Origin of the sequence: Pseudomonas sp. Irchel s3b2 (genome assembly GCF_900187445.1) — a bacterium.
In the GTDB taxonomy this organism is placed as follows: Bacteria; Pseudomonadota; Gammaproteobacteria; order Pseudomonadales; family Pseudomonadaceae; genus Aquipseudomonas.
Genome location: NZ_FYEB01000007.1, coordinates 190,200 through 208,331, shown reverse-complemented (window position 1 = coordinate 208,331; position 18,132 = coordinate 190,200). Strand labels below are relative to the sequence as shown.

Below are 18,132 nucleotides of genomic sequence, written 5' to 3'. Positions count from 1 at the left end.
CCTGCTTACTGACCAGAAACCTGGGCAAGTGGAAGAGGGGTGTCGTCTATCTGGACTTTTTCACCGGGGCGCGCATGTTGCAGGCCTTCAGTGACGATGCGGTCGCCGGGTTGGAGGCCGCGGGTGACGATCCAGCGATCGTTCTGCACCGCGCCCAACTCGACCGGTTGCTGGCCGACGCGCTGTTCGGCATCGAGCAGCAGCACTTGGGCAATGCCGGCGCTGTCGCGCTGAATGGCCCGTTGCGGCACGCTGATGCCTTGCTGATTGAACGCTTGCTCCAGACGCACGCGAACGAAGCTGCCCGGCAGCAAGTCGAGGTCCGGGTTGGGAAACTCGCTGCGCAGAATGATCTGGCCGGTGCCCGGGTCGACGGTGATGTCGGTGAACAGCAACTTGCCCGGCAGCGGGTAGAGGCTGCCGTCGTCCTGAATCAACGTGGCTTTGGCCTGGCCTTGGCCCACTTCCTTCAACTGGCCGGAACGGAACGCGCGGCGCAGGTCGTTGAGTTCACGGGTCGATTGCGTCAGGTCGGCGTGGATCGGATTCAACTGCTGAATCAGTGCCAAAGGGGTGGTTTCGTTCTGCCCGACCAGTGCGCCCTCAGTTACCAGCGCTCGGCCGATGCGCCCGGAAATCGGCGCTGTGACAGTGGCATAACCAAGGTTCAGTTTCGCCCGGTCCACGGCGGCTTTGTTGGCGGCGACATCGGCGGCGGTCTGCCGGGCATTGGCCCGGGCGTTGTCGTAATCCTGAGCGCTGATGGCCTTGTCATCGATCAACTGGGCGTAACGCTGTTCCTGCAGTTTCGCCTGGAACGCGTTGGCTTCGGCCTTGCGCAGCGCCGCTTCGGCGCTGTCGAGGTCAGCCTTGAACGGGGCCGGGTCGATGCGGAAGAGAACGTCGCCTTTTTTTACGTCGCTGCCTTCACGGAAGGTTCGCTGCAACACCACACCAGCAACACGGGCACGGACTTCGGCGATGCGGGGCGCGGCAATCCGCCCGCTCAGTTCACTGCTAATGGACAGGGGGCGGGCTTCGATGGTTTCTATTCGTACAATGGCCAGCGGTGGCTGTTCTTCGGCGGTCGAGGACTGATCGCAAGCGCTCAGCGTCAACGCCAGTGCAATCAGGCTGAGCGTGGCAAGCAGATTCTTTGACATGTAAATACCCCAATAATGACCTCCCGCATCCTACGGGGAGCCGACGAGGGTAGCGGTGAAGCTTTGTAGGCGCTGTGTGAAATTGTGTAAGGGTTTTGCTCATGGGCGGGTGAGGGCGTATATCCTTGGCGGCTTGAAATTTATTGCGACAGATGTACCGCCTTCACGGGCAAGCCCGCTCCTACATAGGTATCGCGAGCTTCTGTAGGAGCGGGCTTGCCCGCGAAGAGGCCGGAACAATCGCCACTGCACTTTCTGGAAACACCCCATGCCCAACATCCTCCTGGTCGAAGACGACACCGCACTTTCCGAACTGATTGCCAGCTACCTGGAACGCAACGGCTATAGCGTCAGCGTGATCAGCCGTGGCGACCATGTGCGCGAACGGGCGCGGCAAAGCCCTCCGGACTTGGTGATCCTCGACCTGATGCTGCCCGGTCTTGATGGCATGCAAGTCTGCCGCCTGCTGCGCGCCGATTCGGCGGCGCTGCCGATCCTGATGCTCACCGCCCGCGACGACAGCCACGATCAAGTGCTGGGCCTGGAAATGGGCGCTGACGATTACGTCACCAAACCCTGCGAACCACGTGTGTTGCTGGCGCGGGTGCGGACTTTGTTGCGGCGCAGCAGCCTCAGTGAGCCGCAGACCGCCAACGACCGCATCATCATGGGCAACTTGTGCATCGACCTGTCCGAACGCACCGTCAGCTGGCGCGAGCAATCGGTGGAACTGTCCAGCGGCGAATACAACCTGTTGGTAGTGCTGGCCCGGCATGCCGGCGAAGTGCTGAGCCGCGACCAGATTCTGCAGCGTCTGCGCGGCATCGAGTTCAACGGCACCGACCGTTCGGTGGACGTGGCGATTTCCAAGCTACGGCGCAAATTCGACGACCATGCGGGCGAGGCACGTAAGATCAAAACCGTGTGGGGCAAGGGCTACCTGTTCAGCCGCTCTGAGTGGGAATGTTGAATCCATGTTCAGAATTCTGTTTCGTCTGTATCTGGTGACCATCGTCTCGTTCAGCGCAGCGATCTATCTGGTGCCGGATCTGGTGATCAAGGTTTTCCATGAGCGCTTTGTGACCTACAACCTTGATTACTCCCGAGGCTTGCAAACGCTGATCGCCAAGCAGTTTCGCGCCGTGCCCTCGGAGCAGTGGCCGGCATTGGCGGCCGAGATGGACAAGGAGTTCCAGCCGCTGCACATCGTGCTGACCCGCAATGACGACCTGGAATTTACCGGGGATGAACGTGAACGCTTGCAGCGCGGTGAGAACGTTGTGCGTATCGGTGATTGGGGCTGGCGTACCCTGGCGGTGGCGCCGTTGAACGAGCAGATGGTGGTGGAGATGGTCGTGCCGCCGGACCCGACGGACGTCAGTTGGTTGTACTGGAGCATCAACGTGTTGATCGGCGCGACCATGCTCGCTTGTCTGTTGCTGTGGTTGCGCCCGCACTGGCGCGATCTGGAACGCCTCAAAGGCACCGCCGAACGCTTCGGCAAGGGCCATTTGAGCGAACGCACGCAGATTTCTCCCAGCTCCAACATCGGCAGCTTGGCCAACGTCTTCGACACCATGGCCGGCGATATCGAAAACCTGCTCAACCAACAGCGCGATCTGCTCAACGCTGTGTCCCACGAACTGCGCACGCCACTGACGCGGCTGGATTTCGGCCTGGCCCTGGCGCTGTCCGACGACTTGCCAGCCACCAGTCGCGAACGTCTGCAAGGCTTGGTCGCGCACATTCGCGAGTTGGATGAATTGGTGCTGGAATTGCTGTCTTATAGCCGTCTGCAAAACCCGGGGCAGTTGCCGGAGCAGGTCGACGTGTCGCTGGATGAATTCATTGACAGCATTCTGGGCAGTGTCGACGAAGAACTGGAATCCCCGGAAATCGTCATCGACGTATTGCTTCACGGCCAGCTCGAACGCTTTTCGCTGGACCCGCGACTGACCGCTCGGGCGATCCAGAACCTGCTGCGCAACGCCATGCGCTATTGCGAAAAACGGATTCAGATCGGTGTGCAGGTCTGCCCCAAGGGTTGTGAAATCTGGGTGGATGATGATGGCATCGGCATTCCGCAGGAAGAGCGGGAGCGGATTTTCGAGCCGTTTTATCGGCTGGATCGCAGTCGGGATCGCGCAACGGGTGGATTTGGGTTGGGCTTGGCGATCAGCCGTCGGGCGCTGGAAGCGCAGAGTGGAACGCTCACCGCGCAAGTGTCGCCGCTGGGGGGCGCGCGGTTCAGGTTATGGTTGCCGACTCCGGTTTAAAGGCACTCTTTCAGACAATTCGCGTTTGCGGGCTTTATTCGATTCAAATGTAGGAGCTGCCGAAGGCTGCGATCTTTTGATCTTGTTCTTTGAAAAGCAAGATCAAAAGATCGCAGCCTTCGGCAGCTCCTACAGGTCAACCAAGTATTTCGGTTGATGGAATCAACCCAACCCCAGCCACCTGCATCCGCTCAATCGCTGCCGCCAGCGATCCCTCCAGATCAATCGCCCGACACGCATCCAACACCACAAACGCATTGAACCCCGCCGCGCGCGCGTCCAGCGCAGAAAACATCACGCAAAAGTCCAGCGCCAATCCGACCATATAAACCGTGTCGATGCCGCGCTCTTTAAGGTATCCGGCCAAGCCTGTGGTCGTGGTTCGATCCGCCTCCAGAAACGCCGAATAGCTGTCGATGTCTGGATTGCAGCCCTTGCGGATGATCAGTTGGGCGTGGGGCAGGTCCAGTTCCGCGTGGAACTCGGCGCCGGATGTGGCTCGCACACAGTGCTCAGGCCAGAGCGTCTGCTCGCCGTAAGGCAGTTGAATCACGTCGTAAGGCTTGCGACCAGGGTGGCTGGAAGCGAATGAGGCGTGGCCGGGCGGGTGCCAGTCCTGGGCAATGATGACTTGCTTGAACTGGCGGCCGAGGCGGTTGATCAAGGGCACGATCAGGTCGCCCTCCGGCACCGGTAATTGGCCGCCGGGGATGAAGTCGTTCTGTACGTCGATAACCAGCAAGGCTGCACGTGAAGAAATGGGCATGGGTGGGGTTCCTCCTTGGAAAGTCCGGTGCAAGCATAGTGACAACTTCGCTCGGGCGCTAAGTCTTATTAAATGGCTGCGTTTGTGACAGTGCAGGGCAGTTGGATCGGCGGCCTATTCGCGGGCAAGCCTCGCTCTACAAGTTATGTGTCGGTCGCACGTTCATTCCCCTGTAGGAGCGAGGCTTGCCCGCGAATAGGCCAGTCCAGACACCACAGAACCTGAAGCCAGTCCCGCATTTGGCCGAACCGCTGCCTTACTGCCAGCCTCGATGCCTTGTTATAGTTCGGGCCTCATATTCTGCCCGGTAAAGGATCACTGCCATGTCTCAATACACCGCCTTCAGCGTCGAACTGGCCGATAACATCGCCCATGTGCAGATCAACCGTCCGGAAAAAATCAACTCGATGAACGCCGCGTTCTGGAGCGAGATCATCGAGATTTTCCAGTGGATCGATGACACCGACGAAGTGCGCGTGGTAGTCCTCAGCGGCGCCGGCAAGCATTTCTCTTCCGGTATCGACCTGGTGATGATGGCCGGTATGCTTAATGAGTTGGGCAAGGACGTCAGCCGCAATGCGCGGCTGCTGCGACGAACGATCCTCACACTGCAAGCGTCCTTCAATGCCGTCGACAACTGCCGCAAACCGGTGCTCGCGGCCATTCAGGGTTATTGCCTGGGCGGCGCCATCGACCTGATTTCAGCCTGCGACATGCGTTACGCCGCCGAGGATGCGCAATTCTCAATCAAGGAAATCGACATCGGCATGGCGGCCGATGTGGGCACTTTGCAACGCTTGCCACGGATAATCGGTGACGGCATGCTGCGTGAACTGGCTTACACTGGTCGCACCTTTGGCGCCGATGAAGCGCGCAGCATCGGCCTGGTCAATCGCGTCTACAGCGACACCGCCAGCCTGCTTGAAGGCGTGATGGGCATTGCCCGTGAAATCGCCGGCAAGTCGCCGATTGCCGTCACCGGTACCAAAGAGATGATCAGCTATATGCGCGACCATCGCATCGACGACGGCCTCGAATACGTCGCCACCTGGAACGCCGCCATGGTGCAATCCACCGATCTGCGCGTGGCCATGGCCGCCCATATGAGCAAACAGAAACCCGAATTTCTGGACTGATTAACCATGACTTCACGCTGGACCACCGCAGTACTGGACACCGATCAACCCGGCGGCTGGGCCGTGGCGCGCAGCCCCGAAGGCTTTTTGTTCGATGACAATGGCGCGCTGTTTCCACGGGAATGGCTCAAGCGTCAGGACTTGTCGATTCTCGCCGAGCACGGCATCGGTCACCTGGATGGCGAACCGGTCTACCTGCTGGAGCTGCGCAGTCACAGCGAAGTGCCGGGCTGCAACTGGAAAGGCCTGCGAGCGTTCATGCTCGACGGCGATCACACCGTCTACAAGGTGCTCGGCTACGCCGCACAAATCGGTACCTGGGCCCGTGAACACCGCTTCTGCGGCAATTGCGGGCAAGTGATGGTCCAGGTATCGCGTGAGCGAGCGATGTATTGCGAACCCTGTGATCTACGCCACTATCCGCGCATTTCACCGAGCATGATCGTGCTGGTGACCCGTGGCGACGAAGTGCTGCTGGCCCGTTCTCCACGTTTTGTCGCCGGGGTCTACAGCACCCTGGCGGGGTTCGCCGAGCCGGGTGAGTCGGCCGAGGACTGCCTGATTCGCGAGGTCCGCGAAGAGGTGCAGATCGAGGTCAAGAACATCCAGTACATGGGCAGTCAATGCTGGCCGTTCCCGCATTCGATGATGCTCGGTTTTCATGCCGAGTATGCCGGGGGCGAGATAGTCTGTCAGGAAGACGAGATCGAAGACGCCCAGTGGTTCAACGTGCACGAGCTGCCGCCGTTGCCGGCGTCACGCTCGATTGCCCGTTACCTGATCGACGTCTATGTGGCGCGGCGCTTAGGCCACGCTGAACCAGTGCTGCCAGGCTAACCGGACGGTCAAGCCGAGCACCACGGTGATGAACACCGGGCGAATGAATTTCGCACCGCCGCTGATGGCGGTGCGCGCGCCGAAGAAGGCGCCAACCATTACCGACAGGCCCATGCTCAGGCCGATGATCCAGTCCACCTGCCCTGAAAATATGAACACCGACAGCGCCGCGATGTTGCTGACGAAGTTCATGCTGCGCGCCACACCACTGGCCTTGACCAGGTCGATGGGGTAGAGCAGCAGGCTGCTGACGGTCCAGAACGCACCCGTTCCCGGGCCGGCCACGCCGTCGTAGAAGCCGAGGCTGAAGCCTTGGGTCGATTGCCACTTTTTCTTGATCGGTGCATCACTGTCCAGCGGCGCCTTCGGAGTACCGCCAAACAACAGGTACAGGCCGCAGGCGAAAACGATCACCGGCAGCATTTTGTTCAGCCATTCCGCCGGCAAGTAATGCGCGACCACCGCGCCAGTGAGTGCGCCGACCAACGTGCCGACGATGGCGTGCGTCCATTGCCGAGGATGGAACAGCTTGCGCCGGTAGAAAGTGAAACTGGCAGTGGCCGAGCCGAAGGTCGAACTGAGTTTGTTGGTGCCCAGCACCAGATGCGGCGGCAGGCCCGCAGTCAGCAGCGCCGGAGTGGTCAGCAGACCACCACCGCCAGCGATGGCGTCGATGAAACCGGCAATGAAAGCGACGAGGGCCAGAACGGCCAGGGTGGTGAGGTCAACGCTGAGTTCGAAAGGCATGGAATGGGCTTAATCGGCAGGGCGCAGAAGAGGGCTGCGGGGAAAGGCCGGTATGTTACCTATAAAGTTATCCTGTTACAGCCGATCGTTCCCACGCTCTGCGTGGGAATGCCGCCATGGACGCTCTGCGTCCGCTTCGGATGTGACGCGGAGCGTCACGGGATGCATTCCCACGCGGGAGCGTGGGAACGATCATCGGTGTGAGGTGAAGTTACAGGCCCAGATCGGACAATCCTGGGTGATCATCCGGCCGGCGGCCCAGCGGCCAATGGAACTTGCGGTCGCTTTCCTTGATCGGCATGTCGTTGATGCAGGCGTAACGGTTGAACATCAAACCGTTCTCGTCGAATTCCCAATTCTCGTTACCGTAGGAACGGAACCAGTTGCCTGAGTCGTCATGCCATTCGTAGGCGTAACGTACGGCGATGCGGTTGTCGCCATGGGCCCACAGTTCCTTGATCAACCGGTAGTCCAGTTCCTTGGCCCATTTACGGATCAGAAAATTTTTGGCTTCTTCGCGGTTGTGAGCGAACTCGGCGCGGTTACGCCACTGGGTGTCCAGGGTGTAGGCCAGGGACACCCGTTCCGGGTCCCGGGAGTTCCAGCCGTCTTCGGCCAGGCGAACTTTTTCGATGGCCGATTCACGGGTAAACGGTGGCAATGGCGGACGAACTTCGGCAGTAGACATATTAAGTCCCTCTATCAAATTAACGTTCAAGCAAGTTGTCGGGCTTATTAAAAGTGTTACAGGTCCAATAACTTTCGCGCCATGCATTGCGCATTATCGGCGGCACTGTGATCACCCATCACAAGCGCTACGGTAATGGCACCGTCGATCAGGATCAGCAGCTGCTTGGCCAGCGTCTCCGGGTCTTGTGCGCCATGTTCGGTACAGAGCTCGCACACGTATTCGAGCAGCTTCTGTTTATGGTCTTTGGCGACCAGGCGAACCGGGTCTTGCGCATCGCCGGTTTCGCCGCTGGTATTGATGAATGCGCAACCGCGGAAACCTTCCGAGGCGAACCAGGTCTTGAGCACGGTAAACAGGTTGAGCAGCCGCTCGGCCGGGGTTTCAGCCTTGCCGACCTCCGTCCGGTACCAATGCATCCAACGCACATCGCGGCGTTGCAGGGCCGCGACGATAAGCTCGTCCTTGTTGGCAAAGTAGCGGTAAATACTTTTTCTGGAAACGCCGGCGGTTTTCACCAGAAGATCCATGCCGGTGGCAGCGATGCCACTCTTGTAGATCAACTTTTCGGTGACATCCAGAATGATGTCGCGTGTGTCGTTGCTAGTGATTTCGTTCATGCGGCTAACAGTAGAATGATCGTTCTTCATGGTCAAGAAGTTATTTTTGGTGACTGTGAGATTGCCTTCGCGGGCAAGCCTCGCTCCCACAGGATTTGTGTCGTTTGGGATAATTGCGACTACACAAATCCTGTAGGAGCGAGGCTTGCCCGCGAAGAGGCCATTACAGACAGTAACAAGACCCAAACCCATCCATGGTGTAAGCTCTCGGGTTCTTCGGATTCGACCCTTTGCGAGCCCTATGCCGTCGCTTTTCAAACGCTCTCTGCTGCCTAAACTGCGCAGTTTTCCGCTGACCGCCGATGCCGTCACCATCCTCTCTGGCGCCGCCGAATTCCGTCGTTGCCTGCTTGAGCAAATCGCTCAGGCCACCCGGCGCATCTACATCGTCGCGCTGTACCTGCAACAGGATGAGGCCGGGCAAGAAGTCCTCGATGCCTTGCACGCGGCCAAACTGGCGCGCCCGGAACTGGACGTGGTGGTGGTCGTGGACTGGTTGCGCGCCCAGCGCGGTTTGATCGGTGCCGGCAAGCAGCCGGGCAACTCGGCCTGGTATCAGGAAACGACCCGCACCCACGAAAGCGAAGTGCCGGTGTACGGCGTGCCGGTGCAGACCCGCGAGCTGTTCGGCGTGCTGCATTTGAAGGGCTTCGTGATCGACGACTGCGTGCTCTACAGCGGTGCGAGCCTGAACAACGTTTACCTGCACAAATTCGACAAGTACCGCTTCGACCGCTATCACCTGCTGCAGAACCACGCGCTGGCCGATTCCATGCAGCACCTGATTCAGCACGGCCTGATTGCCTCCAAAGCGGTTCATCGCCTCGACCTGCCAAACCTGCCGACCACCCGCAGCCTGCGCAACGACATCGGCGATTTGCGCAGCCGCCTCAAGCACGCGGCGTATGACACCACTGCGGGCAGCACGGCGAAGGACAGTTTATCCGTCAGTCCCTTGCTCGGCGTGGGCAAGAACAACCCGCTGAGTCGGGTGATCTGCGAGCTGATCGCCAGCACCCAGCATCAACTGACCATCTGCACGCCTTACTTCAACCTGCCGCTGGCAGTGACCCGGGAAATCAACCGGGCCCTGGCGCGAGGCGTGAAGATCGACATCATCGTCGGCGACAAAACCGCCAACGACTTCTACATTCCGCCCAGCGAGCCGTTCAAGGTGATCGCGGCGTTGCCGTACCTTTACGAGATCAGCCTGCGACGCTTCGCCAAGCGTCATCAGCGCAGCATCGACAGTGGCAAGCTGAACCTGCATTTATGGAAGGATGGCGACAACACTTATCACCTGAAGGGCATGTGGATCGACCAGCGCTATACCCTTTTGACGGGCAATAACCTCAACCCCCGCGCGTTCCGGCTCGATCTGGAAAATGCCCTGTTGATAGACGATCCCAAAGGCGAGCTGCTCGAACCGCGCAGCAAGGAACTGGACGAGATTTTCCTGCACACGACCCGTATCGAACGCTATCAGGATCTGCAGACACTGCCGGATTATCCGGCGGGCGTAGCAAAGTTTCTCAAGCGGGTTAGTCGCGTACGGATCGAGCGGTTGTTGTACCGGATTCTCTAAGGCATCCGCGGAACTGCCGAACAGACAGAGCGTTTTTTTATAGTTCCTTTCAGGCGCGCCTTCTAGGCTGATGCCGCCGTGCACATGTGCAAAAGGAACTGAATTGATCGTCCTCTCTGCCCCGGCAAATACCATCCATCGCGCTACCCCTGAATCAACCCCCGAACCCACGGCACTGACGGCGCGGAGCAGTAGGGTTGCGCGCGTCGAAACCAGCTCGCAGCGCCTTGACCTCGCTTTATCCCCTGGGACGCCCGCCGTCCAAAACCAAGACATCCAGATTCCGCTGTATTCCGCGGGAACTACCCGCGACGCAGATCAAATCAAAGACCAGGACTCGTTTAACGAGATTTGGGGTGCCTTGTATAAACAGTTAACCACCCAGAAGCTGTCGGAGCAGGACGTACTCGACGTACTGAAAAGCGGCATTTTGCAAAGGCGAACGGGCAGTAACCTGGCGCCTGTGTTTGTCGATGCAATCATGCGATCCGTTCGACCTGTGGGCGATATGACGGTGGCGCGGCTGCGTGAGATTGTCGACGCTATTTGTCATTTGCCACCAGACAGGTGGGCCGGCCATTTCGGCGAGCATCTCGAATTTTCCGCGGACAGCGACAGTCAAGGCGTTGTTCATTTCATACAGGAACAATTGACGTTGGCGCGGCGGGAAACGGACGAGAAGATTGCCAACGGTGAGTTGCTGACAAATGCTCAATGGCACAGCCTCTGCGAGATTATTGAGCAAAGTCCTGTATTGAAAGAACGGCTGGGGCGACGGTTGGAGGAGCTTGAGCAAAGGATGCCGTTCGTTGATGTTGACGACATCCCTCATATCAGGCCATCACCCGATACAGCGCAGTTTATGCTGAGCAATAGTTTGCAGATCATAAGAGAGCATGTCGCACATGAGCCGATACCGGACGCGCACGAGGATAAGATTCGCCAGCTTATGCGCTGCATCACGCAGGCAACCGATCAGCCCCTGGAAAACGGGCACAACGTCAGGGAGACAGCACGATTCAAATTCCTGAAATCCCTCGATTGGCAAGACAGAAGCTTTCGATTGCTGAAGGTGCTTGAGGAAATCGAGCGCAAGTCTGACTTCCACGACTCCGTCGTCGCCAGCGGCCCCCGGGTACCACAAGGGCTTGCGGGAAAACTGGTGTACGCACTCAATGTTGTCGATGTTGCACAGAAGCTGTCGCCGCCTGCATCCGGGCCCGACTCTCGTCACACCTCTCGCTATCCGGCACTCGATACTCCCGTGGATGAGAAAACATCTTTCGCCTCCAGTGCAAAGGAGCAGCTTGGACAGCTCGCCCGGCATGCCGATGCCTTGCTGACGAAGGTCACGCAGACGTTAACGGGTTGGAGTCCCGTTGAAGCTAACGATGTTCCTGATCCTAGACCACTGCTCAGGCAAATCCTGGCGTCAGTGCAGGAAGTAGGTATAAGCATTCCCCAATCGTCATACGGAGCCCCGGGCAATCCATATGCCGCAACGACCGTGGTTGATACTTCGAGCGACGAGACGTCTGGCATCGCGGACCTGCAAACGCTTGGCGCCCGTTTGGGAACATGGCTGTCCACGGCAGCCGGTTATCTGGGCGCAACAGGCGCAACCCTACTGTCCGGTGCCGCGGGGTTGGTTCAGCATCGTCCTCGTGCCGCCGCAACCGTAGCGCTGGTCGCGATTCATGCCGCGGTGAATGAATTTTATGCCCGCTGGTTTCCCGACTCGGCTGGCCCGGAAGCGGAATGGATCGAGCAACCCGGTTCGTCCGCCCATGAGTACTCTGCTCACCTGCAAATGTCGGAGCACATGGTTGACATCAGCGGGAACGGGTACATCGAAGTCGAATATCCACCGGCAAACTCTCAAGGTCTGAGTCAAGCGGAACCTGTCGATCAAGGCACGCATCATCTAGTACTTGAAAAAATCATTGATTCAGGCAGCACCTCCCAGGCTGATCGAACGATGCAAGCAGCTGTGTTGCGGCAGTTGGAAAGCAACCAGAACACTCCGCTGCCCGTGACCTCAGGCAGCCTGATCGAGGCATCATTCGAGATTTACCGACAAACCTTGAATGATCCCAAAGTGCTTTCGTGGTTCGAATCCAAAGGGCTGGTGCTGGATACATTGATCATTGAACAGGACTCGGTTTCAGGAAATTTCACTCGGGACGGCGTCAGCGGTTTCCAGACATTCAGTGTGTGGGATACCTCGGGATGGTGGCAGGTCTGCGCGCAAGTGCGTGCTGCCAGCGAATTGCTTGATCCGACCAATGTCGGCCTGCCGTATGTCAGTGAAAACCGCAGGCTCATTCCGCGTGATGTCGTTCTTGATTTTTATCGCGAGGCGCAGCCGAAAACTGATGAGGAGGCGAGCGTCATAGTCCAACGTCTGAAATCAAAAGGATGGCCTGACATCACCGCCGCTGAAAAAGATGAACTGGACAAAGAAGTCGAGGACGTCAAGGAGTTGATGCGAGAGGCCAAGGCACGTGTTCTGCTGATCGGAGAACTGGGGAGAATTGTCGAGCAAAAAGCAGATAACGAGACGGTTTCATTGTCCGGTCAACTGAGTGAAAGTGCTGATGGTTCCCCGTTGGCCTACAAAAGCCTGGCCATACTTCATCATTTGAATAATTTTTTCGATTTGCCGGAAATGGCGCAAGTTTGTAACGCCCAAAATCTGGACTGCGGCTCGATGCCGGTCAGGGTTAGCGACAACAGAATTCAGGCGCGCCTGCAATCCGGGCATTGGTATGACTTAACGGACCTGGTTGAAGAGCAACCTGCGCTGAAAGCTCCGTTCAAAGACTTACTGCAAATGGTGAAGGACACGGGAGGTGCGCTGTACTCACCGTTGTCTTTCGACTTGCAACAATTACTCGTCTTAGGGGGATTTGGCGCACCTCAAACCGCTGGTGAAGTTCGTAATGTCATCCGATGGCTACAGACTTCGTTGCCGCCAGCCATGGCATTAGGCGACTTCGGTGCGCAATTGCTGATGGACACCGGCTCACCGGTGTCGCTGACATCCTTTGACAGGACGAAAATCATTGACCTGGCCGCCGGGTTTCACAACGGTTCCGCGTCGATTATAGGCGCGCTGGGCGTCGAACGGCTGCTTCACACAACCGTCGAATACCGCCGCAACAACGCCGATGAGTTGCTGGGTGAGCTGTTTGAAAAAGACCTCGCGGTTTCCTGGGGACACCTGCTGCTGCAGGCGTTGAACTGGTACGGGGCGGACAAGGAGGCTGTGCCGGAGCATTACGAGAAGTTGTTGCTGACAGCGATCAAACTCGCGATCGACCCTGACGCACCCGGCAAGCCTGGAACCATCGCAGGTTATGACATTTACCAGCCAGCCAACCTCGGCCGCGATCTTGACGTGCTGCGATCAGAAATCGAATTTCACTTGATCGAACACAAGGGCGTCAGTGCGCAGGCAGCGCCGTTGGTGGCGCACTTGTTGTTGGCTGACGCAGCACCAGAGTTTCTGGCACAGGATGCTGCGCAGGTCCGGGTGGGCACCGCGAAGTGGATGACTCTACGGTTGGGCGTTGCCATCGCGGAGGCCACTACGCCGGGATGTTCCAGAGCGATGACCACTGACCAGTTGATGGCCCTGGCGCTGCTTGCGCCCACCACACCAGAGCAGCAACTGCTGTTCAAGACGTTAGCGGTCGATATTGTGACGACATGGGGGGTGATGAACGGCGTGATTCAACAGCGCGACGAATCCGCCTATTCACCGCAGGACTATTCAACTGCAGCGAGCAAGTTTGCTACCCAAAGGGCGGAACTTTCTCAAGCGCTGGATGGATTCAAGCGTGAGCTGGTGACGCGTAGACAGCTCGCCACGCTGGAGCTTGGCAAGGTCTTTTCTCGATTCACACAGGTTCCGATAGATCAATTGATGATCGAAACCTATAAACCTTGGCTGGATGCATTTCCAAATTCTGAAAGCATTCAAAAGTCGCTTGTCGAGGCCTATATGGATGGCGATTTGTTCAAGACCAGTTGGCAGCTGTCAGACGAAACAATCCTGCTGTGGGACGGTGGATTTGACGGGTGCCTGGCAAAGTTGCCTGACTTGAATGCTCTTTTGACGGCATCTGTAGACAGTTTTTTTAACGAAAGAAAGCAAAGCTTCATGACCGCCACCAAAGCGTTGTTCGCGACTTTGCCACTGGACGATCGCCAGTGCCTGGAATGGGGGGAGGTGAAGCTGTTCACCCTCCGTGAAGAAACAGGAAAACTCAAGGAAGACGAAACGCCCTCGATGCGCGCGACACTCCGTGGACGACAGGGAACACTATTGCGCTGTGAGTATGGGCCGACAGTGAGTTACTTCGAAGTCTTTCCCGGTCGCATGTCAATCATCAAACGGACGGACTTGCCTAATGATCTGCCATTGAACGGCGTCATCAAGATCGAAAAGGCTAAAATCAGCAAGGGTTCACCCGTCAACGTTGACGTACAACGTGGCACGACACTTCCATTCGACTTTGCCGCTTACGCGCAAGGGACCGAACCAAAAGCCGGCGCTCAATCTGAAAAACTTATTATCGAACGGCTGGGTCATAGCGCGCCTGGCGGCACAGCGCAACGTAATGAGCAAAATGTTCATGTTCCAGACACCTATTTTTCGAACAAGACTGCGCGGATAACCAACTGCATCGTCATCGATAACCTTCTGGAAGGGGAGCAGGAATTTCTGCTAAAAAAGGCGAAAGGGCAGACTACCTCTGAGGAAAACCGCGCTTACCGGGAAAAAATCGAAAATTACTTATTACAGCTCATTCCTTTTGTGGGCTGCACCCAGGATTTAATGTCCGGGGATCGAATCCGCTTCATCAATGGCGCCTTTGGCTGTTTTACAGACCTTGTTTCAGGCTTGAGCACCCTGGCTGGCGGGGCAGGGAAACTGTCCACCTTGGTGAAGTCCGTCGCACCCATCCGTGTCAAGGCCTTCGAGGCCATTAAAATTACCGGAACTACCATTGTCGCTGCCGTAAATCCCCTGGATGGAATGCCGGACCTGGTGGCGGGTGGAGCACGAGCCGTACAGTCCTTCGGCAAAATATTGAAAAGCGGGGTGTTCACCCTGACTCAAGCCGGAATTGGGCGCCTGCAAACATGTCTCGACCGACTCAGGTGCTTCTTTGGAGGGACGGCCGCTGGTGCTGCTACGATCAAACTGTCCAATCGAGTCAATAAAGTGGCCAATGGTGTCGAGGGCACTTTCAACGGCACCCGCGTAGTTGCCTCTCGTGTGGGCAGAAAATGGTACACACTGGATAACAACGGCAATCCCATGGGGCCACCCATCAATAATTTCATAGCCTTGCCTGCCAACAACCCTTGAGGCGCACCGAGCATAAAACCAGAGCGGATTGAGCTACTATGCCCGACACTCGAACAACAGGGCTTTGCTCGCTCCATGTCGGAAAAAGACACCATCTCCATTCACCTGGTCCGTGAAGCGCTGTTGCAAAGTTGCACGTCGGGTGCCGCCACCGACGAGGTATTGCACAAGGTCGGCATCGCCCCGGCTCTGCTGCAAACGCCCGCTGCCCGCGTTCCAGCCACGGCTTACGCTCGGCTGTGGCGTCTGCTGGCACGGCGCAGGGACGATGAGTTTTTTGGCATGGACCCGCGCAAGCTCAAGTCCGGCAGCCTGGAATTTCTCTGTCGCAGTTCCATGGTCCAGCCGAGCCTGGCTGCCGGGCTGACTTCGGGCCTGAGCTTTCTATCATTGATGCTCGAACGCATGCCTGCGCAACTGGTTCGTCAGCAAAGCCTGGCCGAAATAGTCCTGCTGGAGGACGGCGAAGAACCGCGCCGAGCCTTCACTTATTTCACTTACTGGATGATCGTGCACGGCGTTGCCTGCTGGCTGGCGGGGCGGCGGATTCCGATCCTGGCCATCGAGTTGCGCTGCCCGGCGCCGGATTTTTGCGATGACTATCGGGTGATGTTCTCCGAGAACCTGCGATTCGGCCGGCCGCGCACGCGGATGATTTTCTCTGCCGATTGCCTGGATTTGCCGATCAAACGCAGCCCCGAAGAGCTCAAGCGCTTCCTCGCCCATGCGCCGGCGAACATTCTGGTCAAGTACCGCGACCCCGAGAGCCTGGCCAGCCGGATCAAGCACGACTTAAGGCAGCTGCCCGCCGAACACTGGCCGGAAACCGAGGCGCTGGCGCAGCAACTGTGCATGTCGGCCTCGACCCTGCGCCGACGACTCGCCGAAGAGGGCCAGACGTATCAAGGCCTCAAGGACAGTGTGCGCAAGGAACTGGCAATCGTCTGGCTGGCCGAGCCTGCCATCAGCTTTGCCGAGATCGCCACCCGTTTGGGATTTGCCGATACCAGCTCGTTCTACAAGGCGTTTCGCAAGTGGTCGGGGTCTAATCCGGGGCATTATCGGAGTTTGATTCTTAACGAAGCCGATTGATCGATCGTTCCCACGCAGAGCGTGGGAACGAGGTAGGTAGTGACCTTGGCCAAACCAGTCACGCAACTTGATAACTTTGACCATTGTCCCGCTCCCCGCGCAGAGCGAGTATTTCCCTGTTATTTACGGTTCCCCCAACCTAATAAAAATACACAGGGATTCTGGCAATGCGCGATTACTTGTCTGCCACGTCACAGTTCAATTATCAGCACACCGTCGATGCTGCGCTCACAGGGTCGTTGAGCGCGCTCAATGCCTGCGTCGAGTGCTGCGACCGACATGCCTTGCCGGGACGCATCGCGCTGTTTTGGGAAGGCCGCGACGGCGCCAGCGCGACCTACACCTTTAGCGACTTGCAGGACAAAGCCGCGCGGTTCGCCAATTTCCTGCAGGCCCAAGGCGTGAAGAAGGGCGATAAAGTCGCCGGTCTTTTGCCCCGCAACATCGAATTACTGATCACTGTGTTCGCCACCTGGCGCATCGGCGCGGTCTATCAGCCGCTGTTTACCGCCTTCGGCCCGAAAGCCATCGAACATCGTCTCAACAGCTCCGGCGCCGCCGTCGTAGTCACCGACGCGGTCAATCGCCCGAAACTCGCTGAAGTGGCCGACTGCCCGACCATCGTCACCGTTGGCGGTCCCAAGGGCCAAGGCATCGTGCGTGGCGACTTCAGTTTCTGGGCCGAACTGGCCAATTATTCTTCCGAGTGCGAACCGGTATTGCTGACCGGCGAAGACCCGTTCCTGCTGATGTTCACCTCGGGCACCACCGGCCCGTCGAAAGCGCTGTCGGTGCCGCTCAAGGCCATCGTCGCGTTCCAGAGTTACACCCGTGACGCGGTAGACCTGCGTCCCGAAGACGCGTTCTGGAACGTCGCCGATCCGGGCTGGGCCTACGGCATTTATTTCGGTGTCACCGGGCCGATGTCCATGGGGCATCCGATCACTTTTTACGATGGCCCCTTCACCCTCGAAAGCACCTGCCGGGTGATCAACAAGTACGGGATCACCAACCTCACCGGTTCGCCGACTGCATATCGCCTGTTGATCGCCGGTGGCGATGAGTTCGCCCGTTTGATCAAGGGCAAGCTGCGCATCGTCAGCAGCGCCGGTGAGCCGCTGAACCCGGAAGTGATTCGCTGGTTCGCCGATAACCTCGGCGTGGTGATTCACGACCATTACGGCCAGACCGAACTGGGCATGGTTCTGTGCAATCACCACGGCCTCGATCATCCAGTACACGTCGGCGCTGCGGGTTTCGCCTCGCCGGGCCACCGCATCGTGGTGCTCGACGACGAATACAAAGAACTGGGCGTCGGCCAGCCGGGGATTCTGGCTATCGACCGTACTCAGTCGCCGATGTGCTGGTTCGGCGGTTACGAAGGCGCACCGACCAAGGCCTTCGTCGGCAACTATTACCTGAGCGGCGACACCGTCGAGTGGAACCCGGACGGCAGCATCAGCTTCGTCGGCCGCAGCGACGACGTGATCACTACCTCGGGCTACCGCGTTGGCCCGTTTGACGTGGAAAGCGCGCTGATCGAACACCCGGCAGTGGTCGAAGCCGCGGTGATCGGTAAGCCCGATCCGGAGCGCACCGAGCTGGTGAAAGCCTTCATCGTGCTCAGCCCGCAATACCGCGCCGCGCCAGAGTTGGCAGAAGAGCTGCGCCAACACGTACGCAAGCGTCTGGCGGCGCACGCGTACCCCCGTGAAATCGAATTTGTCAGCGAATTGCCGAAAACCCCAAGCGGCAAATTGCAGCGCTTTATCTTGCGCAACCAGGAAATCGCCAAGGCTCAAGAGGCCGCCGCGAAGAACGTTTCAGCTTGAATCCAAGGAA

The 18,132-nt window shown here is 58.2% G+C and carries 13 protein-coding genes; 8 read left to right on the top strand and 5 right to left on the bottom strand.

The genetic code is table 11. The features are described from left to right. Positions 1-5 precede the first annotated feature (5 nt). On the bottom strand, positions 6-1,163 hold the full coding sequence (locus CKW20_RS17420; RefSeq protein ID WP_095054033.1) for an efflux RND transporter periplasmic adaptor subunit: 1,158 nt from the start codon (positions 1,161-1,163) through the stop codon (positions 6-8). Positions 1,164-1,431: 268 nt separating this feature from the next. Between CKW20_RS17420 and CKW20_RS17415 the strand changes: the two genes are divergently transcribed. After that, complete coding sequence (locus tag CKW20_RS17415; protein ID WP_095054032.1) at positions 1,432-2,133, top strand: response regulator transcription factor; 702 nt, start codon at positions 1,432-1,434, stop codon at positions 2,131-2,133. A gap of 4 nt (positions 2,134-2,137) precedes the next feature. Beyond that, the gene (locus CKW20_RS17410) at positions 2,138-3,439 is read left to right on the top strand and encodes an ATP-binding protein (RefSeq protein WP_095054031.1); all 1,302 of its coding nucleotides are present in this window, start codon (positions 2,138-2,140) and stop codon (positions 3,437-3,439) included. 136 nt (positions 3,440-3,575) lie between these two features. Here the strand turns inward: CKW20_RS17410 and pncA are convergent, their stop codons facing one another. Continuing rightward, positions 3,576-4,205, bottom strand: a complete 630-nt coding sequence (gene pncA, locus CKW20_RS17405) for a bifunctional nicotinamidase/pyrazinamidase (RefSeq protein ID WP_095054030.1) — start codon at positions 4,203-4,205, stop codon at positions 3,576-3,578. A 323-nt stretch (positions 4,206-4,528) separates the two neighbouring features. Here pncA and CKW20_RS17400 point away from each other — a divergent pair, with 323 nt between their 5' ends. After that, positions 4,529-5,341, top strand: coding sequence for a crotonase/enoyl-CoA hydratase family protein (locus CKW20_RS17400; protein WP_095054029.1), 813 nt, complete (start codon positions 4,529-4,531; stop codon positions 5,339-5,341). Between the two features lie 6 nt (positions 5,342-5,347). After that, positions 5,348-6,178 carry an NAD(+) diphosphatase gene (gene nudC, locus CKW20_RS17395; RefSeq protein WP_095054028.1) on the top strand — a complete coding sequence of 277 codons (831 nt, stop codon included), beginning with the start codon at positions 5,348-5,350 and terminating at the stop codon, positions 6,176-6,178. On the opposite strand, the gene CKW20_RS17390 is transcribed toward nudC, so the two are convergent. The 3 genes from CKW20_RS17390 to CKW20_RS17380 form a co-directional block, all read right to left on the bottom strand. Next, a complete protein-coding gene (locus CKW20_RS17390; protein WP_007900140.1) occupies positions 6,146-6,925 on the bottom strand; it encodes a TSUP family transporter in 780 nt (259 codons plus the stop codon). The two genes, nudC and CKW20_RS17390, sit on opposite strands and share 33 nt — an antisense overlap. Positions 6,926-7,136: 211 nt before the next feature. Continuing rightward, a complete protein-coding gene (locus CKW20_RS17385; RefSeq protein WP_095054027.1) occupies positions 7,137-7,613 on the bottom strand; it encodes a nuclear transport factor 2 family protein in 477 nt (158 codons plus the stop codon). 56 nt (positions 7,614-7,669) lie between these two features. Continuing rightward, on the bottom strand, positions 7,670-8,233 hold the full coding sequence (locus CKW20_RS17380; protein ID WP_095054026.1) for a TetR/AcrR family transcriptional regulator: 564 nt from the start codon (positions 8,231-8,233) through the stop codon (positions 7,670-7,672). Positions 8,234-8,474: 241 nt separating this feature from the next. On the opposite strand from CKW20_RS17380, the gene pssA reads away from it, so the two are divergent. From pssA to CKW20_RS17360, 4 genes are all read left to right on the top strand, one after another. Continuing rightward, a complete protein-coding gene (pssA, locus tag CKW20_RS17375; RefSeq protein ID WP_095054025.1) occupies positions 8,475-9,818 on the top strand; it encodes a CDP-diacylglycerol--serine O-phosphatidyltransferase in 1,344 nt (447 codons plus the stop codon). A 70-nt stretch (positions 9,819-9,888) separates the two neighbouring features. Then, a complete protein-coding gene (locus CKW20_RS17370; protein ID WP_141228958.1) occupies positions 9,889-15,198 on the top strand; it encodes a hypothetical protein in 5,310 nt (1,769 codons plus the stop codon). A gap of 75 nt (positions 15,199-15,273) precedes the next feature. Next, positions 15,274-16,290: an AraC family transcriptional regulator gene (locus tag CKW20_RS17365; RefSeq protein ID WP_095054023.1), complete on the top strand. Its 1,017-nt coding sequence runs from the start codon at positions 15,274-15,276 to the stop codon at positions 16,288-16,290. Positions 16,291-16,457: 167 nt separating this feature from the next. After that, on the top strand, positions 16,458-18,122 hold the full coding sequence (locus CKW20_RS17360; protein ID WP_095054022.1) for an AMP-binding protein: 1,665 nt from the start codon (positions 16,458-16,460) through the stop codon (positions 18,120-18,122). The last annotated feature ends 10 nt before the right edge of the window (positions 18,123-18,132 follow it).